The sequence below is a fragment of the Gorillibacterium sp. sgz306347 genome, assembly GCF_059735245.1.
In genome coordinates this window covers 22081-46571 of sequence record NZ_JCAPET010000011.1, presented here as the reverse complement: position 1 = coordinate 46571, position 24491 = coordinate 22081, and the positions used below count along the sequence as shown (strand labels likewise).

Below are 24491 nucleotides of genomic sequence, written 5' to 3'. Positions count from 1 at the left end.
TATGAATTTTTTGGAATGGCCGGTTCACCCCCAAAAAGGGCGAATGCCGGATACCGGAAGCGCGCATTTCTTCGGAAGGGAAGGCATATGCTGGGGCATAGCCGCCGAGAGGGCCGATCCGGAGGCTTTGCGGCCGTTTCGGCGCAAGTACGGCAGAAGGGAATGGAAGCTCATGTGCGGAATAACGGGATGGGTGGATTGGCGGAAGGATTTGACCGGCTTGCCCGAGGTGGTGGAGCAGATGACGGAGACGCTGGCCCCGAGAGGGCCGGACGCGTCGGGGGCCTGGCTGTCCCGGCACTGCGCGCTCGGGCACCGGAGGCTCAGCGTGATCGATCCCGAAAACGGAGCCCAGCCGATGATCCGGCCAAAAGGAGACCGGGATTGCGCGCTCGTTTACAACGGCGAGCTGTATAATGCGGCGGAGCTGAGACGGGAGCTGGAGCAGCGCGGCCACCGGTTTCGGACGAACTGCGACACCGAAGTATTGCTTCTATCGTATCTGGAATGGGGAAAAGCGTGCGTGGACCGGTTCAACGGCATTTTCGCCTTTGCCGTCTGGGACGAGGAGGAGGAACGGCTTTTTCTTGTCCGGGACCGGCTGGGCGTCAAGCCGCTTTTTTATTCTTACGCGGACGGCGTCTTCCTGTTCGGCTCGGAGCCGAAAGCGATTCTCGCCCATCCGGACTTCCGGGCGGAGGTCGACGCGGAGGGACTCGCCGAGCTGTTCGCGCTCGGGCCCGCGCGCACGCCGGGGCACGGCGTTTACCGGCGGATGGCGGAGCTGAAGCCCGGGCACTGCCTGACGCTGGACCGGAACGGCCTTAAAATCGCCGCCTACTGGAAGCTGGTCAGCCGGCCTCATGAGGATTCCCCGGAAGCAACCGCCGCCAAAGTCGGCGAGCTGCTCCGGGATACGCTGGAGCGGCAGCTGGTCTCGGACGTTCCCGTCTGCACGCTGCTGTCGGGCGGCTTGGATTCCAGCGCCCTTACGGCTTTGGCCGCGCGCTATTACGCGGGCACGGGCCAGGGAATCGTCCCGACCTTTTCCGTGGATTACGCGGACAACGACAAGCATTTCACGGCAAGCGCGTTTCAGCCGAACGCCGACGCGCCCTGGATCAAGCGGATGAGCGACCACCTGGGCACCGAGCACCATAATGTCGTTTTTGATACGCCGGAGCTGACGGAAGCGCTGAAGGACGCCGTTTTCGCCCGCGACCTGCCGGGGATGGCGGACGTGGACGCGTCGCTTCTTTTGTTCTGCCGGGAAATCAAGAAGCACGCAACCGTGGCAGTGTCGGGGGAAGCGGCGGACGAAATTTTCGGCGGCTACCCCTGGTTCCACCGCGAGGAAGCGCTCCGCGCGGACACGTTCCCCTGGTCGCTGCAAACGCATATTCGCGTGTCCGCGTTGAATCCGGCGGTCGCAGATGAGCTGAAGCCGGAACGCTATGTAAAGGAGCGCTACCGGCAGGCGCTCGACGAAGCGCCCCCGCTCGACGGCGAAGACGGGCAGCGCCGGCGGATGCGGGAGATGTCCTATCTGAACATCACCCGGTTCATGCCCACGCTGCTGGACCGCAAAGACCGGATGAGCATGGCGGCCGGACTGGAGGTGCGCGTTCCCTACTGCGACCACCGGCTGGTGGAATACGTGTTTAACATTCCGTGGGAAATCAAGACGGCGGGCGGCCGGGAAAAAGGGATTCTGCGCAAGGCGCTGACCGGCGTACTGCCCGACGACGTGCTGTACCGCAAAAAGAGCCCGTATCCGAAAACCCACAACCCGTCCTATACGGCCGCGGTCAAAGCGTGGATCCTCGACATTCTGAACGACCCCTCTTCTCCGCTGCTGCCGCTGATCGACACGGCGCATGTGCGAAAGCTGGCGGAAGCGCCCGACACCGAGCTGCACCTTCCCTGGTTCGGGCAGCTGATGAGCGGCCCGCAGCTGTTCGCTTATCTGGGCCAGATGGACACCTGGCTCCGGGCTTACCGGATCCGCATCGTCTGACACAAAAAAAACGCCTCCTCCCTAACGGGAGGATTGGCGTTCTTCCACAAGCGCGATCAGCTTCCGCAGGGCGTTGGCCCGGTGGCTGACCGCGTTTTTTTGCTCCAGAGTGAGCTCGGCAAGCGTTTTGCCGTAATCCGGCATGTAAAACAGCGGGTCGTAGCCGAAGCCGCCTTCGCCGCGCGGCTCCGTCAGGATAAAGCCTTCGCAGGTGCCCTTCGCTTCCAGCTCCGAGCCGTCCGCCGGGTCATGCAGCACCAGCACCGACACGAATTCCCCCCGGCTGTAGGCCAAGCCCTCTTGCCCCGCCGTTGAAGTCACCGGATAAGGCTCGGCGATTTTGCCGAGCTCGGCGAGCAGCTTGGCGTTGTTCGCCGCGTCGTCCGAAGGCTCGCCCGCATAACGGGCCGAATAAACCCCCGGCGCCCCGCCAAGCCGCTCGACGCACAAGCCCGAATCGTCGGCCAGCACGGGAAGGCCGAGAATATCCGCGATTTCCTGCGCTTTCTTGCTGGCGTTGCCGCTGAAGGTGTCCCGGTCTTCCACGACGTCCGGAAGGTCTTCATAATCGGCAAGGCTGGCGATTTCCACGCCGAGCCGGCCGAACATGCTTTCAAACTCCCTGCGCTTGCCCGCATTGCGGGTGGCGATCACAATCCGCTTCCAGCCCGTGCTCATGCCTGCACCCTCCCGACGAGAAGCGCGGCGTCTCCGAGCGCTTTCTTCTGCTCTCCGATCATCCGGCCGATGCCGGTTTCCGCCAGGCCGAGAAGCGTGTCCAGCTCCGCCCGCGAGAAGGGAGACTCTTCGCCGGTGCCCTGAACCTCGACAAATTGGCCCGCTCCGGTCATCACCACGTTCATGTCCACCTTCGCCTTGGAATCCTCTTCGTAGTTGAGGTCCAGAAGCGGCTCTTCGCCTACGATGCCGACGCTGACGGAAGCGAGGAAATCGTTTACCGGAAAGCGCGCGAACGGCTTGGCTTCATGCAGCTTGGAAAGCGCGAGCACCATCGCCACATAAGCGCCCGTGATGGAGGTCGTGCGGGTCCCTCCGTCTGCCTGGATCACATCGCAGTCCAGCGTAACGGTCCGCTCGCCCAGCTTGTCCAGGCTCACAACCGAACGCAGGGCGCGGCCGATCAGCCGCTGAATTTCCATCGTCCGGCCGCCCAGCTTGCCTTTGACCGATTCGCGCTGGTTGCGCGTCTGCGTGGCGCGCGGCAGCATCGCATACTCCGCCGTCACCCAGCCTCTTCCCTGTCCCTTCATAAAAGGCGGAACCCGTTCTTCCACGGTCGCCGTGCAAATCACTTTCGTCTCGCCCACTTCAATCAGCACGGAGCCTTCCGCATGCTTGATATAGGACGGTGTAATCGTCACCGGCCGCGTTTCGTTCCGTTCTCTGCCATCGTTCCTCATTCCTGATGCTCCTTCCGGTACGCCCGCTTTCTTTGCCTGTCACGCCGGGCGCTAACCAATATATTACCAAAGCAAAGGAGGAAAAGCACCCCGCCCCGGCGCGGCGCCTTTCCTCCCCTTCACAGGCCGTCAGCTTTTGTAAGGATTAATCGCGTCCGGCCGGGCCACCGGCTCCGCCACGCTGCCGCGTTCCGCGGTTTCCACGGCCGGATTGCCGTTAACGGACAGCTGAACCTTTTCCGCCCGGGTCGTATCCGTCAGCGTCAGCACCACTTCCTGCACAGCCGCCTCCGAGGCTTTGCTCTCTCCGTCCAGGAAGCCGCTTCCGAGGTCGACGCTGACCTGGCCGTCGCCGCTTTGCCGCACGCCGAGCACCCGGGTTTCGCCGGGCAGGGCGGTCATCAGGCCGGAGGCGGCGTCGGGTCCCTTCACCAGCTCCTCCATAGCCGCTTTCGCCGGATCGTCCGTCCGTTTCACCATGCGGGTGACCGGAACGTAATACCGGTAGTTGTCCTCCGTACTGCCCGTAAAATACAGCACCACCGGAGTGGACCGGCCGGGCGCGGTGCCCGGCGCGAGCTCCAGGTTGATGCCCATGGACCGGCTAAGCGGCCGGCTGAGCGGCGTGGCCGCCTCCGGCATTTCCGGCAGGGGCTTTCCTTCCACCTGTACGGCCACCTTCTCGATGTCGGGGAAGCCCGTCAGCGTCCAGGTCAGCGCCTCCAGGATCTTCCGTTCGTCCGTCACGTTATACCGCGTAAACTCGGGCGAAAAATCGACCGTCGCCAGCTTGTCCTTGCCGATCACCAGGCTGTTGACCCGGGTTCCCTTGGGCAGAATGGCGCGAAACCCGGCCGGCAGGAGCGAAGCCGCCGGCCCGTCCTCGACCAGGCATTCCACCGCATGCCGCTCCTGCTGCTCCTTCGCAACAACCGGCAGTCCCAGGGGCACGACATACCCGTTCGGGTCCTTGAAGTAGAGCTGGCTGACGGCCGCGGCGGACGCGCCCGACACCGTGCCGGGGCCCTCGCCGCCCGGTTGCGGCGCCCGGCCCATGGTCACATCGGCCTCTTCCTGCGGGGGATCGATGGAGCGGGTTTGCCCGTCCTTGCCGGAGCAGCCGGCGGCGGCGATTCCGATTGCGGCGACGGCGGCCAGGAGACGGACGGATTTGCCGTATTTCATGGGATGCTTCCTCCTTTATGGATGAGCTTGTTCCCTTTTATGTATACGGGCCCGGACGCATTTTATAACCGGAATTTGTCCACAATGAATACAGGCGTGGCGCTACCCGGTCCATGCTTTTTCTGTTCCGGAATCAACCCCATCCTGATGAGCGGAGGAAACGATATGATCGAGCCATACAGCCTGGACAGCAAAAAAGTGGAGCGCGCGGCGCGCGAGTGGCTGAAGCAAAGGGGCGTTAAAACGGAGGACATCACCGACCTGGTTTTCCTGGCGCAGAAGGAATATTATCCGAATCTCACCCCGGAGGAGTGCCGGGAGGCCGTGGAACGGGTGCTCGGCAAGCGCGAGGTGCAGAACGCTCTCCTGCTCGGCATCCAGATCGACCTGCTGTCGGAGCAAAAAAAGCTGCTTCCGCCGCTTCAGGAAATGGTCGAGAACGACGAGAAGCTGTTCGGCTGCGATGAGGTGCTGGCGCTCTCGATCGTCAATGTGTACGGCAGCATCGGCTTCACCAATTTCGGCTACCTGGACAAAACCAAGCCCGGTATTCTCGACCGGCTGAATTCCAAAGAAGACGGCGAGCTGCACACCTTCCTGGACGATCTGGTGGGCGCGGTGGCGGCATCCGCGTGCAGCTACCTGGCGCACCGCAAGCAAGCGGAAGCCGAGGAGGAGGCTCCGCTTGCCGTCCGCTAGCTCCCGCTAAAGGGAGACCGCGGGCGGGCTACAAAGCGCGGAACCGAACCGTTCCGTCGGTCTCGTTGCGGCCGATGCGCCCTTCCGCCTCCAACTGAATCAGATGCGCCAGCGTTTCAGCCATGGCGAACCGGGTCGTGTGCACGGTCAGCTCCCGGCCGAAGAATTGCAGGCACAGCCCGTAGGCGCTGAGCGGCTCGGCAAGCATGCCGGCCATCCGGTCAAGGCGCAGCCGGTGATGGCGCACGAGCGCTTCCGCACGAACCGCCAGGCCGCCGAACGGGTCGCGGTGGCCCGGGTACGCCGTCTGCGTGTCCAGCGCCGCAACGCGCTCCAGCGCCTCCAGGTAGGAGGCCAGCGGGTTGGCGTCCGTCCCGGGACCGTAGGAGATGTTCGGCGAAATGCGCGGCAGAACATGGTCGCCGCAGATCAGCTCGCGCCGGTCCGCCTGGTAAAAGCACAGGTGTCCCCAGGCATGCCCGTTCGTTTCCACGGCAAGCCAGGGATCGCCGCCGAGTGTCACGGTTTCCCCCGGTGCAAGCACGCGGACTTCAGGGAAGGGCAGGACCTCGGGAAGCACGCCGGCGAAATGCCCCTGCATCCGTTCCAGCATGCTTTTCTCCATGCCATGCTCCCGGAACAGGGCGAGCAGCCCGTAAGCCGCCGGGGTTCCTTCCCCCCACATTTGCTCCGCCTGAAGAAGCCCTTTGGCGGCCATCCGCACCTCCGCCCCGCTCTTCCGCTGCAGCCAGCCGGCCAGCCCGAAATGGTCCGGATGGTGATGGGTCAGCACGATCTGCGTGACGGCGCCAAACGGCAGCCCGAGCGATGCGAGCGCCGCGGTCCAAAGCTCTTCGGCCTCGGGCGCCCGCATGCCGGGGTCGACGGCGGTCCAGCCGGCATCGCCGGGAATCAGATAGGCATTGACCCAGCGGAGCGGAAACGGCATCGGGACCTTCAGCCGGAGGATGTCTTCCCGGCCCGGGCGGTCGTACAGGACGTCCTCCCCTTTCATCGGCCCGCTCCCTCCCGCGTTCCCTTGAGGATGAGCCGCTTGGACTCCTCCCCGAGGTAGGGGGAGCCGTCATAGCCGCCGTAGACGGCGTCCAGCCGGAGCCCCGTTCCCGCCAGCAGCCGCCGGAAGTCGTCCAGCTTGTACAGCCGGACCTGCTCCAGGTAGCTGCGGTCCGGTTTTCCGGGCTCGGCGATCAGAATCCGTTTCCGTACATACCCGTCCTCGATGGACCGTTTTTCAAGAATGGACGCGTCGCCGTCCTTTCGCTCGGAGGACGGAACGAGGTGGCGAATGACGTTTTCGGCGTTCATGAAATCGAGGATAAACTGCCCGCCCGGGCGCAGCAAACGCCCGATTTCCCGCAGTACGGCAGCGTTCTCCTCGTCCGTTTCAAAATACCCGAAGGACGTGAACAGGTTGACGACCGCGTCATAGGGGCCGGAGAGCGGCACCTCCCGCATGTCTCCCTTTACCCAGTTCACTTTCCCCTCCGGGTCCAGCCTGCGCGCCTCCGCCAGCAGCACATCCGAAAGGTCCATGCCGGTTACCTCGTAGCCCGCTTCCTGCAGAAACAGGGAATGGCGGCCCATGCCGCAGCAGAGGTCCAGCACCTCGGCCCCTTTGCCCAGGTTCAGCCACGCCATCATGCCGTCGACCTCCGCCTGCGCGCCTTGCATATCCCGGTGCTTGTACACCAGCAGATAATCCTGCCCGAAGCTTTTTTCGTACCAGGCTTCCATAACCAAACGTCTCCTTTTGTCCGAATCGGTCGGGGGGCGGCGCGGCTGGAGCCGCGCCCGCGGGATGTATGGAAATTTCCTCCCCCGTTTTGTTCCATTGTACGTTCGCCCCCCGCCGGATGCAAACGGGAGCCCTTGATTCTATTTCCCCCGCTGTGGTGTAAGGAAGTATCAGAAATCGGCAGCCTTTACACCATTCGAAGCGAAGGAGATGCATCTTATGCACCTGGAAGCCTTTTACCACGGCCCCCGCAATCAATGGGCTTACGCCTACGACCCGAAAACGATCCATCTCCGCTTCCGCACGAAACGCGACGATGTGGATCAGGTGTACGCGATCACCGGGGACAAATACGATTGGGAGCGGTTCAATAAAACAAAGCCGATGCAAAAAACCGCGTCCGACGCCCTTTTCGATTACTGGGAGGTGCGGTTCCGGCCGAAGTTCAAGCGGATGAAATACGGCTTTAAAATTGTAGCCGGGAACGAAACCGTCTGGATGATCGAAAATCAGATCACGCATCAGGAGCCGACGCCGCCGGGCGGGTTGTTCGAATATTCCTACATTCACGAGATCGATGTGTTCACTCCGCCGGATTGGGCGAAGAAAGCGGTCTTTTATCAAATTTTTCCCGAACGGTTTTTCAACGGCGATTCCTCCAACGACCCGGAAGGGACCCGGCCCTGGGGAACCCCTCCGGAAACGGACAATTTTATGGGCGGCGACCTGGCGGGCGTGCTGGAAAAGCTCGATTACCTCACCGATCTCGGGGTGAACGCGCTCTACTTCACGCCGGTATTTACGTCTCCGACCAACCACAAATACGATATCGTGGACTACCGGAAGGTGGACCCGCACTTCGGGGACAACGACCTGCTCCGAAAGCTGATCCGCACCTGCCACGAGCGCGGTATCCGGGTGATGCTGGACGCGGTGTTCAACCATTGCAGCGACCGGTTTCCGATGTTTCGCGACGTGGTGGAAAAAGGAAGGGCGTCCCGTTATGCGGACTGGTTTCACATCCGGGAATACCCGGTCGGCGTCCGGGACGGCATTCCGTCATACGACACCTTCGGCTTTTTCGGCGGCATGCCGAAGTTCAACACCGCGAATCCCGAGGTAAAGGAATACCTGCTTGACGTCGCCCGGTACTGGATCGAGGAAGTCGGCATCGACGGCTGGCGGCTGGACGTGGCGGATGAAATCGACCACCAGTTCTGGCGGGATTTCCGGCGGACGGTCAAAGCGGCGAACCCGGAAGCTTATATCGTCGGGGAGGTCTGGAGCGATTCGACCGCCTGGCTGATGGGCGACCAGTTCGATTCGGTGATGAACTATCCGTTTTCCGAAAAGGTGCTGGACTTTTTTGCGCGCGGCTCCGCGGACGGATTCACCTTCGCGAATCAAATGGGGGCGCTGCTCATGCGCTATCCGCAGCAGGCCAACGAAGTCATCTTCAACCTGCTGTGCAGCCACGACACCGAGCGCGCGCTTACCATGTGCGGCGAGGACAAACGCAAGCTGAAGCTGGCGATTGTCTTCCTGATGACCTATATGGGAACGCCGTGTATTTTCTACGGGGATGAGATCGGGCTGAGCGGCGGCGGCGATCCCGGTTGCCGGGTCTGCATGGAGTGGGACCCCGAACGCCAGGACAACGAGCTGCGCGATTTCTACAAGCTGATGATCAACCTGCGCAAAAGCTTCCCCGTGCTGCGCTCCGGCCGTTTCCGCTTCCTGAAGGCGGACCGGGACGATTCGCGCATCATCTACGAGCGGATGGACGACAGCTGCCATTTTACCATCTGGATGAACAACCGCGACGAAGCCACGACGCTGGAGCTCCCGATGGAAACCGGCGTCTGGGTCGATTCGCTCTCGCAGGAGCAAGTGCCGACGGAGAACGGCACGCTGCGCATCGGCCTCGATCCTTACGGCTTCCGCATCCTGCACCGCGAGCTGGAGCCGCAAGAGGAGGACTGACTGCCTGCGAAGGGAGAGGAGGGCCTCCTCCCGCTTTCTTCCCGAACCCCCTTGCATGCAAAAAGCCTTCCCTCCGGCCCGGCCGGACCGCGGGAAGGCTTTTTGGACTGTTTGCTTGCTGCGAATGCGAAAGCGGCTATATCTTGAGTTCCCCAAGCTTGATCAGCTCGACAACCGCTTGCGAACGCCCCTTTACATTCAATTTTTGCATGACATTGGAAATGTGGTTGCGGACGGTTTTTTCGCTGATAAACAGCTGCTGTGCGATATCTTTGGTGGTTTTGTCCTGAACGAGAAGCTCGAACACTTCGCGTTCCCGATGCGTCAGCAGAAATTTGCTGTTATGGTCGCTGCCCTTCAATTATGTCACCCCTCCTTGCTCGGGATTCGGGTTGTTCAATTGGGGTAAGGGATACAGTCAAATTCAGTTTATGAGTGCCGAAAACCCTTGGTGCGGTCTCCTTCAAAAATAGGCGGGACGCGGGTTTCCCGGCTTTTGGGCGGCAGAGAGCGTTCCCGTCCTTCGGCTCGTCCGGCTGCGGCAGGAGGTCTCCTTGCTCCGGCTTGACCGGATCAGCCGGGCCGCCCCCGGACAAGCGGACGAACGCTGCGGTTCAGCCAGACGGGGCCCGGCTTGCCGGTCCGCAGCGGACGCGGACCGACGCGGACCGACGCCGCCGTCCGCAAAAGTCCGGCCTGGCAGCGGGCAAGCGCCAGCAGGCGGCGGACAGAAAGCTCCTCCGTCGGGGGAACGGAGCCTGCCAGCGCCGATGCCGTCCCCTCCAGCAGCTCCGCAAGAGCCCGCTCGCTCCGCGCCACGGAGCGCAAAATGTCCAGCTTCAGCCGGTTTTCGAGGTCTTTCGTGTGCATAAGGCGGCCTCCCTAATCTTCCTCGCCGGGGCCGAACAGCGACGCGTACGGCCCTTCCGCGCCGGCGTCCGCCCCGTCCTCCTTGCCGAGCACGGCCCGCAGGCTGCGTGCCAGCGCCTGCTCCAGCTTGGTGATCCCGTCCAGCGTCTCGATCATCTGCTCGTGAATCAGCAGCGACTGCTTTTGCAGGCTGTCGGAATCGCCGAAGTCTCCCGGCCGGAGCTGGCCCTGGACCCAGCGGCGGTTATTGCGGGCTTCTGCGGTTTTCGCGGCCAGAATCCGGGAAACGGTATCCTGCATCAGCGCCGCAGCTTCCAGCATCCGTAAAAACGATTGATCCCGCGTCATATAGGCACCCCTCTCCCCGATTCATACGCGACGCGCGCTTGAATGTTATTCCGCCTGCTCCTCCAGCGCCGACAGGGCCTGGACGGTTATCTCCAGGTGGTCGGCCAGCGCGTTCTCCAGCTCCGCCAGGCCGTTCAGATAAGCCGTCAGGCTTTTCATAACGGCCGCGGACCGCTCAAAACGCTCTCCCGCGGTATCTCCCGCCACCGCCGGAACATGGCCCATCAGGCCGGCGGCATGCTCCGCCACCGGCCGGTTCGCATCCAGCATCTCGGCCAGCCGGGCCTGCGTTTCGGCAATGCCGGCGATGAGGACCGTCACATGCTCTTCCATCCGTCCGTCTCCTTCCTCTTGCCTTCGCCGATAAGCCGTTCCCTTCAGGGTATGCCGCTTGCCCGCGGCCGGTCTCCGAATAACCCACATTCCCCGATCCGGATTGACATATAATGAAGAACCAATGCCGGGAGGTTCTGTTATGAAGATCCTGTTTGTGTTTTACATTCCCAGCGGCGGCGTCGATACGTTGAACCGGCAGCGCTGCGCGGCCCTGGCTCAAGCCGGCATCGAGACGAGGCTTCTGTATTTCCGGCCGGGCACCGGGCTGCAGAATCCGTCCCCGTCGCCCGTCCTGATCTCCGATTCCGATGCCGAAATCGGGCAGTTTTTGGCGGCCGAGCAGTTCGATGCGGCCGTCGTCACCTCGGATTTTCTCACGCTGCCGCGGCTGCGCCGGCTGGGCTTTGGCGGCAAGCTGATCTACGAGGGACAAGGATTCGGGGAACGCGAGCGCGCTGCAGAAACCCTGAATCTGGCCGCCCCGCACGTCCGCGCGGCGGGAAGCGCGCTGCTCTACCCGCCCACGCCGCATCTGATGGAGCTGTTCGAACAAATTTTCCCTAACGACAAACGGTTTTGCTTTCCCAACTGCTTTGACAGCAAGGCTTTTCGCTACCGCCCGCAGGCGGCGCCCCGGCATCCCGTCCTCGCCTGGGTCGGACGGATTGAAGCCAACAAGAACTGGCCCGCCTTTCTCGACATCGGCCATCGCCTCCTGCCGTCCTACCCCGGCATGCAGCTTTGGCTGTTCGAGGACGACACGCTCGGCGATCCTGCGGAAAAGATGCGGTTTGCCGAGCGGGTGGCCGAGCTGGGCCTGACACCGCATTTGCACCTGATTCCCAATGTGCCGCATGCCGTTATGGCCGATTATTTTTCGCAGATCGGCGATTCCGGCGGCCTGCTCTGCTCCACCTCCCGGGTGGAGGGCTTCGGTTATGCGGTGCTGGAAGCGATGAGCTGCCGCTGTCCCGTCCTCACGAGCGATTCGGACGGCGTCAAAGCGTTTGTCATTCACGACGTGACCGGAAAGTTCTACCTCCCGGACCGGACGGACGACGCCGCGGCGCACGCCCGCGATCTGCTGGATCATCCCGCCAAACGAGAGCGCATTCGGCGCCAGGCCTTCCAATACGCCACCGCCCGCTTCTCGCCCGGCGAATACGCGCGGAACTTCGCCGCCATGCTGGCGTCTTTGTAACCGGCCCGCCTCTCCCGCCCCGCCGGTTGCTCGCGGGGGGAGAGAGAAGGGGACCGCCGCCGGCATTCGCAAGCGGCGGCCGGTTCTCTCACACCAGCTCCAGATCCCGCCTCAGCCGGAGGATGGCCTCCGCGAGACGGGGCGTCATCCTCGTCTTCAACGCATCCTGCTCCGGCTTGATCCGGTCCCAGTGCCGTTTCGTTCCCATATTCCCATGCATCCGGTAAGCAGTCAGGGCGACATCCAGATAGTGAAAATCGATCCGCTCCAGCAGCACGCGCAGCCAGAAGTCATAATCGTGGGTATACGGCAAAGACTCGTCAAAAAGGCCGAGCCGCAAAAACAAATCCCGCTTCCCCATCACCGTGCACCCGTTCACCGGATTGCCCTCCAGAAACGTCTCGTAAAACTGCAGGATGGTTGCAAACCGGATCGCCGCAAAATGCCGGAAAACCCGGTTGGTTTCGTCGATTAAATCAAAATTGGTATACGAAAGCTCCGCACCGCGCGCAAGCATAAACTCCAGCTGCCGCCGGACTTTGTCCGGGTACAGCATATCGTCGGAGCTCAGCCAGACGATATACTCCCCCGAGGCCCGCCGGATGCCCTCATTCAGCGCGCTTGCCGTCCCCCCGTTGGGTTTGTCGACCTGGACAATCCGTTTGCGGTACGGATAAAGAAGCTCCTTGTGGGTCGGGGAGCCGTCGTTGACGACCAGCACCTCCACCTCCGGATACGTCTGGGCCAGAGCGCTTTCCACGGCAAGCCCGACGTAGGGGTCGCGGTAAAAGGGAATGACAACCGTTACGCTCGGGGTCGCGCTCATTTGATTTCCTCCTCCTCTCGAAAATAAGCCAAGGTGTCGGCCACCGATCGTTCAAACGGAATTTCGGGGGCCCACCCCAGCCGCCGTACGGATTCGCATGCGGCGGTTTCATCCCGGGCCGGCTTTACGGAGCCCGGCGCCGGGTCCGGCCCGGCTTCCGGCCGCCGCGCCGAAGGGCTGAACCGGCGGACCGCTTCCGCCAGCTCGCCCAGCGTCCGGCGGACGCCGGAAGAGATCCGGTACGTCCGGCCCGCTTCGCCGCGAAGCAGAACCGCCGCAAACGCCCGCGCCGCATCGCGCACGTCGAGGAAATCCCGGCTTTCGCCAAGCGAGCTCAAGCGGAACGGGATATCCTCGCCCCGTTCGCAGCGGACCGTCCAGCGCGCGAGAAGCCCGCAGATGCCGTTCGACGGCCCCGGCCCGATCAGATTGGACGGGAGGGCGACGGTGACGTGCCAGCCGTACATCGCGCCCCAGGCTTCCGCAGCCAGCGCCTGAAACGCTTTGCTGAGGCCGTACGGATGCGCCGGACGGTACGGCCCGCCGCCTGCCGGCGCGGCGCCCAGCGCCGAGCCGACAACGGTCACGCGCGCGCCGCTCCCTGTCAGGCGCAGCGCGTTGAGCAGATGGACGGTGCCCATCAGATTGGCTTCCAGGTAGCCGGCCGGATCGTTCCACGATTCCCCGGCGTGATTCCGGCCGGCCAGATGCAGCACGTACTCGGGACGAGCCGTTTCCGCCAGCCGGAGAACCTGCCGGCTGTCGGTGAGCTCACAGACGGCGGGGCGGATGTTTGCCGCTTGCGGGATGGCGGCTGCGCCGCGCTCCGTATGCACGACCGCCGTCACCTCCATTCCCTGCGAAGCGAGCAAGGCCGCCGCATGCCGTCCGGCAAAACCCGACGCTCCGGTTACCACAACGGAGGAGGCCGGCTTCATCGCGCTCCCTCCATCCATCGGCGCATCCCCCGGATCATTTCGGGGTACCCGGGCACCTCCGCCCGAAAATCCGTCCGGGTATTCAGCAGCGTCCGGTCCTGGACCGGCTCGTCAACCGGAACCACCGCCGCGTCGGATTTGCCGAACACGCCGGCGATCAGGCGCAGCAGCTCGTATTTGCTGATTTTGGCAGGCGCCGTCAGATGGTAAAGCCCGGACAGCCGCGCTTCGAGCATCCGTTCCACCGCCTCCGCCAGCACCGGGGTCGTCACCCCGTTCCACATCACCTTCCGGTAGCCGGAAACCGGTCCGCTTTGCCGCATGAACCAGCCGAACAGCCCGACGCCCGGCTTCCGCTCGGGTCCGATGATCGAGGTCCGCACAGTCAAATGAAGGTCGCTGCGAAGATCGCCCATCGCTTTGGTGCGGGCGTAGACGGTTGTCCCGTCGGGCGGATCGCTCTCCCGGTAATCGCCCCGCGCCCCGCCAAAGACGCAATCGGTCCCGATCTGCACCACCCGGCCGCCCCTTTTTTCGGCAAGCCGGCGGAGCCGGTGCGGCAGCAGCCCGTTTACCGTCACGGCATCCGCCTCGTTCCGTGCCGCATCCTCATTCAGGAGCCCCACGCAGTTGATCGTCACATCCGGCGCAACGACGTCCATGATGCTTTCCAGACGGGCTTCGTCGCGCACGTCCAGGTACAGCCCCGCAGGGTCCGCACGGTCGCGCGTCGTGTAAAAGACAGCCCATCCGGGATGCCGGCGAAGCCGGTCGACCATAACCCAACCGACCATCCCCGCGCCCCCCAGCACCAGGATTTTCATGGCAAAAACCTGCCCTTGGCCAGCATTTGGCGGATTTCGTCTTTGGTCATCAGCCGTTCGCTTGAGCTGTAAACTTCCTTCGTTACCAGCGGGTATTCCGCGTAGCGCTCGGCCAGCCCCGGAATCTGAATGGTCGGCAGGACGACAAGGTATTGCTCGTCGACCTTCACCGTGGTCCGGCTCTCGAATTCGGAATAAAGAATTTCGTGAATCTTTTCCCCGGGCCGGATGCCCTGCACCTCGATGGGGATGTCGGGTTTGCCGTATTCCTCCTTCAGCACCTCCGCCAGCTCGAGAATCCGGCACGTCGGCATCAGCAGGACGTAGGTCTCTCCGCCGACACTTTCTACCGAAGCCTTGAACAACAGCTCGATGGCTTCCTCCAGCGTCAGAAAAAACCGGGTCATGCTCGGGTCCGTCAGCCCGATCCGGTTCTCTTCCCGGATCTGCTTCAGGAACAAATGAATGACGCTTCCGTTCGTGCCGAGCACGTTCCCGCCGCGAACGCAGACAAATCTTGTCGCGGTTGGAAGCAGATTGGCCTGAACAATCAGCTTTTCGCCGAGCGCTTTGGTCATCCCGTAGAAATTGGAAGGATTCGCGGCTTTATCCGTGGAGATGTAAAGAACCTTTTTAACCTTGTTGGCGATGGCCGCCTCAATGACATTCTGGGTTCCGTTCACATTGGTTTTGATCGCTTCCAGCGGCTGTTCCTCGCATACCGGGACATGCTTCAGCGCAGCCAGATGAAACATGTAATCGGCTCCCACGCTGGCCGCCGTCAACGCCTCCCGGTCGCGGATGTCCCCGATGCAGAAGCGCAGCCGGACATCCTCGAACAACCGCTTCATGGCGACCTGCGCGGTCTCGTTCCGGGAATAGACGATGACCTCCCGCGGATTTTGCGCAAGCATCTGGCGCACCAGCTCATACCCCCAGGATCCCGTTCCGCCCGTGATGAAGACCGTTTTATCCGTAAACATTCGTTCCCCCTCCTTGCGGGCATGTGCTTAAAAACTTGACGACCTTGGCCGACACATCCGTCACCCGATAACCCTCCGGCGCTTCCCAGCCGCGGGGCAAGGCCAGACTGGCCGCCACCGCGCGTTCGATGCCGTCCGCGCTTACGCCCGACACGACATTGCTGCCGCAGGCCACCGTCTCGGGCCGCTCCGTGGTCACCCGCATGGTGACGGCCGGAACGCCGAACAGGCAGCATTCCTCCTGTACCGTTCCGCTGTCCGTAAGGACGCAAAGAGCCTGCTTTTCCAGCTGAACGAAGTCGAAAAAGCCGAACGGCTCATGAAGCTCGACGAGCGGGTGAAAGGCGGGCAGGCGGTGTTCCCGCAGGCGGATTCCGGTGCGGGGGTGCAGGCTGCAGACGATGCGTTTGCCGAACCGTTCCGCAACCCGGTTCAGGCCGCGCACGATTTCGGACAGCCTGCCCGGATCATCGACGTTTTCCGACCGGTGCACGGTGACCAGAAAGTAGCTCCCTTCGGTCAGCTTCAGGCGTCCGGCCGCGCCGCTTTGGTCGATTCGGGGGGCATAGTGGCAGAGCACCTCCCAGATCGGGTTACCGGTAAGGATGATCCGGCCGGGCGGCATGCCTTCCCGCAGCAGATTCTCCCGGCTGCCCGGGGTGTAAGGCAGGTTGAACGTAGAGACCGCGTCGATCGCCCGGCGGTTGATTTCCTCCGGCACCCGCCGGTCATAGCAGCGGTTGCCCGCTTCCATGTGAACGACCGGGATGCCCATCCGTTCCGCCACGAGAGCGGAGAGCGCGCTGTTCGTGTCGCCGAGCAGGAGCACGGCATCCGGCCGCTTCTCCGCCAGAATCCGCTCCACTCCCGCGAAGATGACGGCAAGCTGGCGGCCCAGGGAAACGCTTCGGCGCATCAGAACGAAATCGGGCGGCCGCAGGCCAAGCTCCTCGAAGAACACGCCGCTCAAGGAGCGGACGTAATTTTGGCCGGTATAGACCAGCGTATGCTCCGCCGCCGTCCGGTCGAGACGCTGGATGATCAGGCTCAGCCGGATAATTTCCGGCCGCGTTCCGAGTACGGTTACGATTTTCATCCGGTCCATCCTTCCGCTTTAGTAGGTCGGGATTTGTCGGTTGCGCCCTGCGATATCATAGTCGCCCGGTGAGGCCCCGGTATAGGCCGATCTCGGCCGCCCGGAAAAAAGGCGCGCGCCGTCTTATCCCGGCGGCGCGCCCGGCCGGATGGCGGGACCGGTCGGAAACGCCTGCAGCGCCGCATCCGCCACCCGGCTCACCTGGTCCCAGCGAAAGCCGAAGCCACAAAAGCTCGCTTCGTCCGGAAAAGGCCGTTTGGTCCCCCGCTCCAGCCGGAAAACGGCGGGCGTGCCTCCCTGGACCAGCGCGCCCTCCGTGAAACCGCCCCGTACGGCGGCCCAGCCGGCTTCCAGTGCGTCCAGCGTCTGCCCCGCTTCCGCAAACCACGCAGCCAGCCGGGCGCGGTACGCCGGCAGGCCGAAATGGGCGATCGCCTCCTGCCGGTTGGACGCACCCGTCCTAAGCCGCAGCGTTTCGTCGCGAAGCAGCTCCAGCACGACGGCCGCCAGAGCGTCCACGTCGCCAGGCGGAACGACAAACCGCCGGTTGCCGGCCAGCTCCTGCACCTCGCGCAGCCCGCCGGAACCGAATACGGCGACCGGCTTGCCGAAGACCATCGCTTCAAGCGCGGTAAGGCCGAAGCCCTCCTCGGCCATCCCCGGCACCACGACGATGTCGGCGGCCGGGTACAAATCCTGGATGCGGGTGGTATACGGCTGATAGGAAAAGCGGGAAGCAAGTCCGGCGGCCGCGGCGGCATCCCGGCAGGAGACGAACAGGGCGGGATCGGTCACATTGCCGGCAACGATAAACCGGGCGCGCCCGTCCTGTGCCGCAACGGTCAAAGCCATCCGGGTGAAATGCTCCAGCCCCTTCAGCCGGATCAGATCGGACGCCGCAAAGACGACCAGAAGGTCGCCCGGCGCCGCTCCGAGGCCCGCCCGTGCGGCCTCCCGCAGCTTCCTCCAGCGGCCGGCTTCCAGCTCTTCCTCTCTCCAGGTCGGGTAATGAACGCGCAGCTTGGCGTGGAGTCCCGCTTCCCGGAAAGGCTCCAGAACCGTTTCGGAGATTCCCCCGATCCACGTTGCCAGCCATCCGATCGCAAGCGCGCTTTCCGCGCTCCAGGCCGTGCGCTTCATCCTTTCCGTAACCGACCAGTAGACCGGAATGGAAAGGCGCGCGGCCGCGAATGCCGGCGTGAGGTTGACGCAGGTATTGACGCCGATCGCGTCGGGCCGGTGCATATGCAGCAGATTGGCCACGGCCGCCGTTTCCGCCGCATCCCAAAGCCCGGAGATTTCCGCCGCGAAGCCGGGACCCGCTTCGTACGCCTGCCAATGTAGCGGATAAGGCTGGACGATCACCTCCGCACCGGCCGCTCGCGCTTCCCGGGCCAGCATGCCTTCCTGGGGAACGACCAGCAGACAGGGAGCGAACCGGGACCACTCCCGCCATTGAAGCAGCAGCAGCTTTTCCGCTCCGGTCATGTGATGCTCGTTGCACAAATGGGAAAACAGCATCGTTTTTCGGACGTCCAACGGCCCGCCTCCTTTCCGTCGGCGTGCGTCCCGGCATGACAGGCTGCCGCCGGGACGCGCTTCGTTCCGGGCTTCTTCCTACGCTTGGGCGGCGCCTTCCGCCAGACCGGCGGCATATCCTTCGTCAAACGCCCGGTCATAAGCTTCGTCATAGGCCTGGTTGAAGGTGACGGGGCTTCCCTCGGCGAGCCGTCTGCGCGGAGCGCGAGCCGCCGCTTTCGGCCGCCTCGCCGTCTTGACACGTTTCCCCTTCTTTGTATGCTTTGCCGCTTTCCCGGCGGCCCGTCTGGCGTTCAACCGGCTTTTGCCGGGCGCCGCCGGCCGCCGGGCGGCCCGTTTCGCTTTCGGTTTCACGGTTTTCCCCTCTTTCATCCGAATATGGTGCGGAACAGAGCCGCCAGCCGCTTGTCGATCGTATGGTCGCGCAGCGTCCGTTCCATTCCCCGCAAACCGATTTCCCGGCGCTCCTCCGGCCGTTCCAGATAGTAAGCGATTTTTTCGGCGAGTTCTCCGGGCGAGGTGTACACGATGATCTCCCTGCCCGGCTCGTACAGATTCGCCAATTCCCTTCTGGCGTCCGTGAACTGCAAAACCCCGCAGGCGCAGATTTCAAAGGTGCGCGGGTTTACCGACCAGGCGGGGACGCCGCGGCTGTTCCGGTTGTACGTCTCGTCGTCGAACGCCCGGTGCAGGTTGACGGAAATGGCGGCGCCCGAGTAAAATTTCGCGGTTTCCTCCGGCGTCATCCAGGTGTTCAGCCGGATTTTCGGCGCAAGCAGGCTGTAGCTCTGCAGGCGGTCCCACCAAAGCCCCGAGATGATCGTATTGTGCCGGCTCAGTTCCCCGGCGATGGCATCGAAGTAACGGACCCGGTTCCAATAGGCGGACCCGATAAAGCAGATGTCGCTGCGGTACGAAGCCGGGACATGCCGGTAACTGAATGCCTGCGGATCCACGCCGAGCGGCAGGTAAGTGACGCTCGGGCAGCCGAGCAGGCGGTAGAAGTCCACGCAGCTGCTTTCCATCGTAAACACATGGTCGTATTTGAGCGCCATCTCCCCGGTGATGTCGGTGTAATACGGATCGTCGGTAAACCAGATCGCCGTCCGGATGCCCGCTTCGCGCAGCCGTTCCGCCTGCTCGTCGGGAAAGACCATGCCCTCCATCACCAGCACCAGGTCGGCGCCCCACTGCCGCGCAAATTCGGCGACGTCGGTCGAGGGCGCCGTCACCACATGCTCCGTTGTCATCGCCGTCACGGCGGAGGCCACCGATTCGTCGATCGGCGAATAAGGGTGTCCTTTGCCGGATGCCACAAAGACAACGCGTTTGTCCCATACGGGCGGCACCGTCCCGGCATACCGCCGGCGGATCGCTTCCGCGCGTCCGAGCGTATAGCCGTGACCGTATCCGACCGGCCGGGCGGCCGCCTGCGCCAGCTCGGCGACGCGGGAGAAGGCCGCGGTCCGGCCTCTGGCCGTGGAGGCTCCTTTTGGTATAATGCTCATCCTTTTCCCACCTTTCGGTCTATCGGAAAGGCCGCCGTTCGTCAGCGGCCCAAGTCAGGGTACAGCGTCAGCAGCAGCTGTTCCAGCCGGTTCACGTACGTGTGGTCCCGCATCGAGCGGACGACCCCTTTCAGCGCCATCGCCTTCCGCTGCTCCGGATGGGTCAGGTAGTAATCGATCTTGGCCGCGAGCTCGGCGGCCGAGGCATAGGTGTCGAGCTCCTCGCCCGGTGTATAAAAGGTATCCAGGTCATCGCGCGGATCGCTCAGCTGGAGCGTGCCGCAGGCGGAAATTTCGAAGGTGCGCGGATTCGCGGACCGGCCCGGCAGGCCGGCGGAATTGCGGTTATGGACTTCGTCCCAAGGGCTTCGGTGAAGATTGACAACGATGGACGCGCCGTTGTAATACAGCACCGATTCCGGAAGGGGAACCCCTTCCAGGCGAATGCTTCCCGCCATGGAAGAATAAGCGGCGAGCCGGTCCCAGAGCCCGCCGATCAAAAGCAGCTTGCGGCCCTTCAGGAGCGGAATCAGCTCGTTGAAAAAGGCGATCCGGTTCCAGAACCCGGTCCCGATAAAGCAGATGTCGCTTTTGTAAGCCGAGGACACATGCACCGGCCGGAACCTCCGGGGTGAAACAGCCAACGGCAGGTAATGAACGCGGGGACAGCCGAGATCGGCATAAAACGGCACGGCGGCCAGCTCATGGGTAAAGACATGATCGTAAAAGGGGGCGATTTCCCGGGACACGTCGGTGAAATAGGGATCGTCGGCAAACCACACGGCGGTTTTCGCGCCGGTTTCGCGGAGCGCTGCGGACAGCCGCGGCCCAAAGGCATGGACGCCGTTCAGAACGAGAACGAGATCGGGCCGGAGCTCCCGGATTTTCGCGATGGATTCTTCGACCGGGGGCAGAGTGGTTACGCGGCTAACCAGCGCATCCAGGCCCCATTCGATTCCTTCCTTTACGGCAAACAGGCCTTCCTCGATAAAAACGACGTGCAGGTTATACCGGCGCCAAGGCCGCGCCTGATGACGCGTGTAAACCCCTGTCCCGAAGCCGACCCGGTACCCGTCCTGCCAGCCGGCCGTTCCGGCCGCCGCCCGGGCGTTCCGCAGAGCGGCATTATTCATCCGGACCGCCTCCCTCCGGAGGGTCCTTGGCAAGCCGGGCGCCCGCTTCGGCAAGCGAGGCGAACGTGCCGGCGTCGATCCACCAGCCGGCAAGCTCTTCGTATTCGAGAAGTCCCGCTTCGGCGTACCGGTTGTTGACGTCGGTGATTTCCAGCTCGCCGCGTCCCGACGGCGCGATTTGCTCGATCACGCGGAAGACGCTGCGGTCATACATATAAATGCCGGGTATGCAGTAATTCGACCCGGGCTTCTTCGGCTTCTCGTCGATCCGGATGATTTTGCCGCCCGCGATCCTCGGCACGCCGTAACGCTCGGGGTCGGGCACGCGGCAGAGCAAAACGCGCGCCCCTTCCTTTTGGTTCATAAAAGCCTGGACGTGAGGCAGCAGCGAGGCTTCAAACAGATTGTCGCCCAGCAGAACGACGAATTTTTCGCCGTCGGGAATAAAATCAGCAGCCATTCCGAGCGCCTGCGCAATCCCCCCCGCATCCTCCTGGATGCGAAGGGTGATCCGGACGCCCCACTGGCTCCCGCTGCCCAGATATTCGGCGAAAAAACCGGCGGAACGCTTTCCGGTGACCACGAGAATGTCCCGGATGCCCGCTTCGCGGAGCTTCGTCAGGCCGTGATGAATCATGGGGTAGCGGCCCACCGGCAGCAGATGCTTGTTGATCAGCCGCGTCATCGGCTCAAGGCGTGTGCCTTTTCCTCCCGCGAGAATAACTCCTCTCAACGCAATTCCGCCTTTCTCAGGATGATGAGTGCAGCTCCATGGCGTCAAATCCCCATTTGCTGCGGAATTTTTCCCGGTTTACCCGAATCAGCTCCTCCAGCCGGGCGGGGTCGGTCTTCCGGAAGCTGGCGCTGCCGTGATGGTGCACAAGCACGTCGCCCGCCAGCATGAGCTTATACCCGGCCAGCTTCAAGCGATGGCCGTAATCGTCATCCTCGTACAATCCCGGAGAAAATCGTTCGTCCAGCTGGCCGACGTCGCAGAACGCCGCCCGCGCGATCAGAAGGCACATGCCTACCAGCCGTTCCACTTGGCGCCACAGGGCGGGATTCGGCTGGTTGCGCGTCTCGGCCAGCGCCTGGAATTCCTCCATCGTGCCATAGGCCGCCTCGGTTTTCTGCACTCCCGACACGTGGGTGGCGGTGGGCGCAACGGCCCCGACCCGCTCCCCGGCGTTGAGACAGGCCAGCATGTTGGAGAGCCAGTTCCGGGAAACCACCACGTCATTGTTCAGCAGAAGCAGGGTGCTGCCCGTGGCGATCCGCAGTCCGCGGTTGCACGCTTCGGGAAATCCCGCGTTATAGGGAAGCGCCACGAACGGAATTCTCTCACGGCGGCAATAGGCAAGCGTATCGTCCTCCGAGCCGTTGTCAACGACAATCAGCTCGTAAGGCTCCGGGGTATAACGCCGGATCGCCTCGACGCATTCCTGCAGCAGCTCCAAACCGTTATGGGTTGGAATAATAATGCTGGTCTTATCGTTCGTCATGGCGCCTCCTCCCCGGCCGCCCGGTTTCGCATCCGGTCCGGAAAAGCCAGCCGCCCGCCGGAGTCGCCCATCAGATAGTCGAAGGCCTCCAGATGATCGCCGGCGATAAGCCGCTCGACCGGATTGCCCTGCCCGCTGTTCGACGGCCGGATACGGTTGGCGGCAAGGACGTTGACGCTCGCGGGCGCCGACAGCTTGAGGCCGGCCCGGACCGCCCGCGCCTGGGCGAGCGGCGGAACGGCGAGCGCATCCCAGCCGACCGTTTCGGCGGCCCGCCGGCTCATGGCGTGCGGGACGGCGGTCAACGAATTGGCCGCCAGATCGGGACGGCCGAGCACGCGGTTCAGAAACGTTTTGGACACCGTAACGGAGTCCCATTGGTCAAAGGTTCCCAGGTAAGGCGTAATGTCGTTCAGCGCGATGTCCGTCTTTCGGTCGACCTCCCGGATAAACCGCATCAGCTTTGGGGCGGGAACGGCAAAATCGCCGTCCACGAAAAGCAGAATGTCCGCACTTGCCGCTTTGCCGCCGATGGCCCGGCCGACGTCGTAGCCGACCGGCTCCGGATACCAGACAAGGATTGGTTTTACCGGATGGCGGCGCAGTTCCTCAAATGCAGCGTCCGATATTCCGTTTGCAATGACGACCGTTTCCTTCAGCGGCATCCGGCGGAGCTGGTCAAGGGCGCGAACCGCGCCGGGCTCCTCGCCCGCGACGCTCATGACGGCAGCTGCGCTCCGGTTGGTCGGCGGACCGATCCGGGAAGCGGGCGAATGGCGCATCGGCGGCCGGGCGGGACGGGACCGCAGTCGGCCGGACGCCTTGGCGCCGCCGCGTTCTCCCGGCCGATTGCGGACCGCCCTCACGGCGCGGGATGCCCGGGCAGGAGATGGGGCGAGCGAGCCTCCGCTCCCGGAACGGTTTTCTGCCGTTCCTCCTTTTCGCGCAGCAGCCCTGCCCAGCCTTCGCAGGCTTCCGGCTGCTTTTTTTCTTGGAGCCGTTCCGCTCTTGCTGGCGGCCGGCCGGCGCAGGCCCTTTGCGCCGCCGGAATCGCCTCCGCCGGTGGAGAGGGGCCGGTTGGACGCATTTGCCGCCGGCGCAGCCGGCATTTTCCCCCGCCAGGGACCGCCGCTGCGCCGCCGTTCTCCCGGCTTCGCCGCCCCCCGCAGGCCGGGCTTTCGGCTTCTCGTGCTATGCAAGGGTAGAGTTTCTTTCATCGGTCAATTCACCAACTCCCGCTTCCTGCCCAAATCGGTGTTGCCGCCCCGCGGGCCGGTCCGGGCAAGATAGTAATGGACGGCTTCCAGATGATCGCCCACGATCAGACCGGTCAGCGGGTCGGGGCCTTTGCGCTTGCGCGGATTGGGTTTGCCTACATCGATCCGGGAAACGGTCCTCACCCGGAGCCCCGCCAAGACGGCGGCCGCCAGAGCTTTGGGCGGGACGGAAAGCAGCTCCGGTCCGATCCGCGAGAGCGCCTCCCGGCTCATCGCATGGGGGATGGCGGTCAGGGAAGCCCCTCCGAGCGACGGAACGGCAAGGATGGCGTTGAGCGCGTGTTTGGCCAGCACGACGCTGTGTACCGTTCGGCGGTGTACCGGTCCTCTGTAGGCGTTAAGCGCAATGTCGGCACCGTTCTCCACGGCGCGCACAAACGGCCGCAGCCGCCTGGCCGGAATGACGATGTCCCCGTCCATGAAAAGCAAAATGCGCCCCCGCGCCTGTCGTGCTCCTACGCTTCGCCCGACATCGTGGCCGAGCGCCGCTTTCCGGCGGATGACACGCGCCCCAAGGCGTTCGGCCAGCTCCGCCGATCCGTCGCGGGAGCCGTTCGCCACCACGATCACTTCCGTCTGCGGGTGGACCTGCGCGGCTTCCCGGATCACTCCGGCAAGCGTGCGGACTTCATTCAGGACAGGGATGATCACCGACACGGCCGGAGCTTCGCAGACGGCGATTTTTCGGTTTCGGATGCGTTTCGCCTTTTTTCTTCTGACAGACAAGGGCTGACACCTCCCGGGTGCGCTGTCTTCTTGCCATTTTATGTGCTCCCGTCAGGGGGGACACGGCAAACGTACTGGCCTTTCCTCGCCCAATTGCCGCCCTCCGGCGCGCCCGCATGGACGAACCCCCGCCGCGTCCGTCCAACTTTGCTCCCCCCGCAGCCTTCCCCGGTCTGTCCGGATTCGCCTCCGCCGCCAAACAAAAAGAAGACTTCTGCCCGCCCCGCTTTGCTGGAGCTGCAAAAGTCTTCTTTCTTCCCGGCTGCCGGTCGCGTTCCGCCGCCAAGGCTCGGCGGCGGCGGAACCGCCCGGTCCGGTTTTCG

26 protein-coding genes are annotated in these 24491 nt (G+C 63.5%); 4 read left to right on the top strand and 22 right to left on the bottom strand.

Annotated elements, in window-relative coordinates; all coding sequences use genetic code 11:
• Positions 1–172: 172 nt before the first annotated feature.
• Entirely contained in the window at positions 173–2017 is a 1845-nt protein-coding gene (gene asnB / locus AC6I6H_RS08265) for an asparagine synthase (glutamine-hydrolyzing) (protein WP_497953274.1), read from the top strand.
• Positions 2018–2038: 21 nt separating this feature from the next.
• On the opposite strand, the gene AC6I6H_RS08260 is transcribed toward asnB, so the two are convergent.
• The 3 genes from AC6I6H_RS08260 to AC6I6H_RS08250 form a co-directional block, all read right to left on the bottom strand.
• Entirely contained in the window at positions 2039–2695 is a 657-nt protein-coding gene (locus AC6I6H_RS08260) for an XTP/dITP diphosphatase (RefSeq protein WP_497953273.1), read from the bottom strand.
• Positions 2692–3438, bottom strand: coding sequence for a ribonuclease PH (rph, locus tag AC6I6H_RS08255; RefSeq protein ID WP_497953272.1), 747 nt, complete (start codon positions 3436–3438; stop codon positions 2692–2694). The genes AC6I6H_RS08260 and rph overlap by 4 nt, the downstream gene beginning before the upstream one ends.
• Before the next feature lie 129 nt (positions 3439–3567).
• Positions 3568–4623, bottom strand: a complete 1056-nt coding sequence (locus AC6I6H_RS08250; RefSeq protein WP_497953271.1) for a GerMN domain-containing protein — start codon at positions 4621–4623, stop codon at positions 3568–3570.
• 165 nt (positions 4624–4788) lie between these two features.
• On the opposite strand from AC6I6H_RS08250, the gene AC6I6H_RS08245 reads away from it, so the two are divergent.
• Entirely contained in the window at positions 4789–5322 is a 534-nt protein-coding gene (locus tag AC6I6H_RS08245; protein ID WP_497953270.1) for a phosphatidylglycerophosphatase A family protein, read from the top strand.
• 28 nt (positions 5323–5350) lie between these two features.
• On the opposite strand, the gene AC6I6H_RS08240 is transcribed toward AC6I6H_RS08245, so the two are convergent.
• Together AC6I6H_RS08240 and AC6I6H_RS08235 are read right to left on the bottom strand one after the other, a co-directional pair.
• Positions 5351–6337 carry an MBL fold metallo-hydrolase gene (locus tag AC6I6H_RS08240; RefSeq protein ID WP_497953269.1) on the bottom strand — a complete coding sequence of 329 codons (987 nt, stop codon included), beginning with the start codon at positions 6335–6337 and terminating at the stop codon, positions 5351–5353.
• Complete coding sequence (locus AC6I6H_RS08235; RefSeq protein WP_497953268.1) at positions 6334–7077, bottom strand: class I SAM-dependent methyltransferase; 744 nt, start codon at positions 7075–7077, stop codon at positions 6334–6336. The genes AC6I6H_RS08240 and AC6I6H_RS08235 overlap by 4 nt, the downstream gene beginning before the upstream one ends.
• Positions 7078–7297: 220 nt before the next feature.
• Between AC6I6H_RS08235 and AC6I6H_RS08230 the strand changes: the two genes are divergently transcribed.
• Complete coding sequence (locus AC6I6H_RS08230) at positions 7298–9061, top strand: alpha-glycosidase (RefSeq protein ID WP_497953267.1); 1764 nt, start codon at positions 7298–7300, stop codon at positions 9059–9061.
• A gap of 136 nt (positions 9062–9197) precedes the next feature.
• Here the strand turns inward: AC6I6H_RS08230 and AC6I6H_RS08225 are convergent, their stop codons facing one another.
• The 4 genes from AC6I6H_RS08225 to AC6I6H_RS08210 form a co-directional block, all read right to left on the bottom strand.
• A complete protein-coding gene (locus AC6I6H_RS08225) occupies positions 9198–9422 on the bottom strand; it encodes a helix-turn-helix domain-containing protein (RefSeq protein ID WP_058302302.1) in 225 nt (74 codons plus the stop codon).
• A 212-nt stretch (positions 9423–9634) separates the two neighbouring features.
• Positions 9635–9931: a hypothetical protein gene (locus AC6I6H_RS08220; RefSeq protein ID WP_497953266.1), complete on the bottom strand. Its 297-nt coding sequence runs from the start codon at positions 9929–9931 to the stop codon at positions 9635–9637.
• A gap of 12 nt (positions 9932–9943) precedes the next feature.
• Positions 9944–10279, bottom strand: a complete 336-nt coding sequence (locus AC6I6H_RS08215) for an alpha-helical endospore appendage domain-containing protein (RefSeq protein WP_497953265.1) — start codon at positions 10277–10279, stop codon at positions 9944–9946.
• A 45-nt stretch (positions 10280–10324) separates the two neighbouring features.
• Positions 10325–10612 carry a hypothetical protein gene (locus tag AC6I6H_RS08210; protein ID WP_497953264.1) on the bottom strand — a complete coding sequence of 96 codons (288 nt, stop codon included), beginning with the start codon at positions 10610–10612 and terminating at the stop codon, positions 10325–10327.
• Positions 10613–10754: 142 nt separating this feature from the next.
• On the opposite strand from AC6I6H_RS08210, the gene AC6I6H_RS08205 reads away from it, so the two are divergent.
• Positions 10755–11816: a glycosyltransferase family 4 protein gene (locus AC6I6H_RS08205; RefSeq protein ID WP_497953263.1), complete on the top strand. Its 1062-nt coding sequence runs from the start codon at positions 10755–10757 to the stop codon at positions 11814–11816.
• Positions 11817–11904: 88 nt separating this feature from the next.
• On the opposite strand, the gene AC6I6H_RS08200 is transcribed toward AC6I6H_RS08205, so the two are convergent.
• The 13 genes from AC6I6H_RS08200 to AC6I6H_RS08140 all read right to left on the bottom strand — a co-directional run bounded on the left by AC6I6H_RS08200 (position 11905) and on the right by AC6I6H_RS08140 (position 24168).
• A complete protein-coding gene (locus AC6I6H_RS08200; protein ID WP_497953262.1) occupies positions 11905–12642 on the bottom strand; it encodes a glycosyltransferase in 738 nt (245 codons plus the stop codon).
• Positions 12639–13598 carry an NAD-dependent epimerase/dehydratase family protein gene (locus tag AC6I6H_RS08195; RefSeq protein ID WP_497953261.1) on the bottom strand — a complete coding sequence of 320 codons (960 nt, stop codon included), beginning with the start codon at positions 13596–13598 and terminating at the stop codon, positions 12639–12641. Before AC6I6H_RS08195 ends, AC6I6H_RS08200 begins: the two co-directional genes overlap by 4 nt.
• A complete protein-coding gene (locus AC6I6H_RS08190) occupies positions 13577–14404 on the bottom strand; it encodes a dTDP-4-dehydrorhamnose reductase family protein (protein ID WP_497953260.1) in 828 nt (275 codons plus the stop codon). The genes AC6I6H_RS08195 and AC6I6H_RS08190 overlap by 22 nt, the downstream gene beginning before the upstream one ends.
• The gene (locus AC6I6H_RS08185) at positions 14401–15387 is read right to left on the bottom strand and encodes a polysaccharide biosynthesis protein (RefSeq protein ID WP_497953259.1); all 987 of its coding nucleotides are present in this window, start codon (positions 15385–15387) and stop codon (positions 14401–14403) included. The genes AC6I6H_RS08190 and AC6I6H_RS08185 overlap by 4 nt, the downstream gene beginning before the upstream one ends.
• Positions 15374–16483 (bottom strand): non-hydrolyzing UDP-N-acetylglucosamine 2-epimerase, encoded by a 1110-nt coding sequence (gene wecB, locus AC6I6H_RS08180; RefSeq protein WP_497953258.1) that lies wholly within the window; start codon positions 16481–16483, stop codon positions 15374–15376. Before wecB ends, AC6I6H_RS08185 begins: the two co-directional genes overlap by 14 nt.
• Positions 16484–16606: 123 nt before the next feature.
• Positions 16607–18022 carry a glycosyltransferase family 4 protein gene (locus tag AC6I6H_RS08175; protein ID WP_497953257.1) on the bottom strand — a complete coding sequence of 472 codons (1416 nt, stop codon included), beginning with the start codon at positions 18020–18022 and terminating at the stop codon, positions 16607–16609.
• Between the two features lie 78 nt (positions 18023–18100).
• Entirely contained in the window at positions 18101–18376 is a 276-nt protein-coding gene (locus AC6I6H_RS08170; protein ID WP_497953256.1) for a hypothetical protein, read from the bottom strand.
• A 14-nt stretch (positions 18377–18390) separates the two neighbouring features.
• Entirely contained in the window at positions 18391–19530 is a 1140-nt protein-coding gene (locus tag AC6I6H_RS08165; RefSeq protein ID WP_497953255.1) for a CgeB family protein, read from the bottom strand.
• Positions 19531–19571: 41 nt separating this feature from the next.
• Complete coding sequence (locus AC6I6H_RS08160; protein WP_497953254.1) at positions 19572–20663, bottom strand: CgeB family protein; 1092 nt, start codon at positions 20661–20663, stop codon at positions 19572–19574.
• On the bottom strand, positions 20656–21396 hold the full coding sequence (locus tag AC6I6H_RS08155; RefSeq protein WP_497953253.1) for a sugar phosphate nucleotidyltransferase: 741 nt from the start codon (positions 21394–21396) through the stop codon (positions 20656–20658). Before AC6I6H_RS08155 ends, AC6I6H_RS08160 begins: the two co-directional genes overlap by 8 nt.
• A gap of 16 nt (positions 21397–21412) precedes the next feature.
• Positions 21413–22165, bottom strand: a complete 753-nt coding sequence (locus AC6I6H_RS08150) for a glycosyltransferase family 2 protein (RefSeq protein ID WP_497953252.1) — start codon at positions 22163–22165, stop codon at positions 21413–21415.
• On the bottom strand, positions 22162–23364 hold the full coding sequence (locus tag AC6I6H_RS08145; RefSeq protein ID WP_497953251.1) for a glycosyltransferase family A protein: 1203 nt from the start codon (positions 23362–23364) through the stop codon (positions 22162–22164). The genes AC6I6H_RS08150 and AC6I6H_RS08145 overlap by 4 nt, the downstream gene beginning before the upstream one ends.
• Positions 23365–23385: 21 nt before the next feature.
• Positions 23386–24168: a glycosyltransferase family 2 protein gene (locus tag AC6I6H_RS08140; protein WP_497953250.1), complete on the bottom strand. Its 783-nt coding sequence runs from the start codon at positions 24166–24168 to the stop codon at positions 23386–23388.
• Positions 24169–24491: the final 323 nt, after the last annotated feature.

Coding starts and splice junctions, on each gene's coding strand:
- AC6I6H_RS08200 (WP_497953262.1), bottom strand. CDS start 12,642: ATGAGCGCGACCCCGAGCGTAACGGTTGTCATTCCCTTTTACCGCGAC.
- AC6I6H_RS08235 (WP_497953268.1), bottom strand. CDS start 7,077: ATGGAAGCCTGGTACGAAAAAAGCTTCGGGCAGGATTATCTGCTGGTG.
- AC6I6H_RS08195 (WP_497953261.1), bottom strand. CDS start 13,598: ATGGATGGAGGGAGCGCGATGAAGCCGGCCTCCTCCGTTGTGGTAACC.
- AC6I6H_RS08250 (WP_497953271.1), bottom strand. CDS start 4,623: ATGAAATACGGCAAATCCGTCCGTCTCCTGGCCGCCGTCGCCGCAATC.
- AC6I6H_RS08215 (WP_497953265.1), bottom strand. CDS start 10,279: ATGACGCGGGATCAATCGTTTTTACGGATGCTGGAAGCTGCGGCGCTG.
- AC6I6H_RS08150 (WP_497953252.1), bottom strand. CDS start 22,165: ATGACGAACGATAAGACCAGCATTATTATTCCAACCCATAACGGTTTG.
- AC6I6H_RS08245 (WP_497953270.1), top strand. CDS start 4,789: ATGATCGAGCCATACAGCCTGGACAGCAAAAAAGTGGAGCGCGCGGCG.
- wecB (WP_497953258.1), bottom strand. CDS start 16,483: ATGAAAATCGTAACCGTACTCGGAACGCGGCCGGAAATTATCCGGCTG.
- AC6I6H_RS08230 (WP_497953267.1), top strand. CDS start 7,298: ATGCACCTGGAAGCCTTTTACCACGGCCCCCGCAATCAATGGGCTTAC.
- AC6I6H_RS08210 (WP_497953264.1), bottom strand. CDS start 10,612: ATGGAAGAGCATGTGACGGTCCTCATCGCCGGCATTGCCGAAACGCAG.
- AC6I6H_RS08260 (WP_497953273.1), bottom strand. CDS start 2,695: ATGAGCACGGGCTGGAAGCGGATTGTGATCGCCACCCGCAATGCGGGC.
- AC6I6H_RS08165 (WP_497953255.1), bottom strand. CDS start 19,530: ATGAGCATTATACCAAAAGGAGCCTCCACGGCCAGAGGCCGGACCGCG.
- rph (WP_497953272.1), bottom strand. CDS start 3,438: ATGAGGAACGATGGCAGAGAACGGAACGAAACGCGGCCGGTGACGATT.
- AC6I6H_RS08160 (WP_497953254.1), bottom strand. CDS start 20,663: ATGAATAATGCCGCTCTGCGGAACGCCCGGGCGGCGGCCGGAACGGCC.
- AC6I6H_RS08190 (WP_497953260.1), bottom strand. CDS start 14,404: ATGAAAATCCTGGTGCTGGGGGGCGCGGGGATGGTCGGTTGGGTTATG.
- AC6I6H_RS08220 (WP_497953266.1), bottom strand. CDS start 9,931: ATGCACACGAAAGACCTCGAAAACCGGCTGAAGCTGGACATTTTGCGC.
- AC6I6H_RS08205 (WP_497953263.1), top strand. CDS start 10,755: ATGAAGATCCTGTTTGTGTTTTACATTCCCAGCGGCGGCGTCGATACG.
- AC6I6H_RS08185 (WP_497953259.1), bottom strand. CDS start 15,387: ATGTTTACGGATAAAACGGTCTTCATCACGGGCGGAACGGGATCCTGG.
- AC6I6H_RS08240 (WP_497953269.1), bottom strand. CDS start 6,337: ATGAAAGGGGAGGACGTCCTGTACGACCGCCCGGGCCGGGAAGACATC.
- asnB (WP_497953274.1), top strand. CDS start 173: ATGTGCGGAATAACGGGATGGGTGGATTGGCGGAAGGATTTGACCGGC.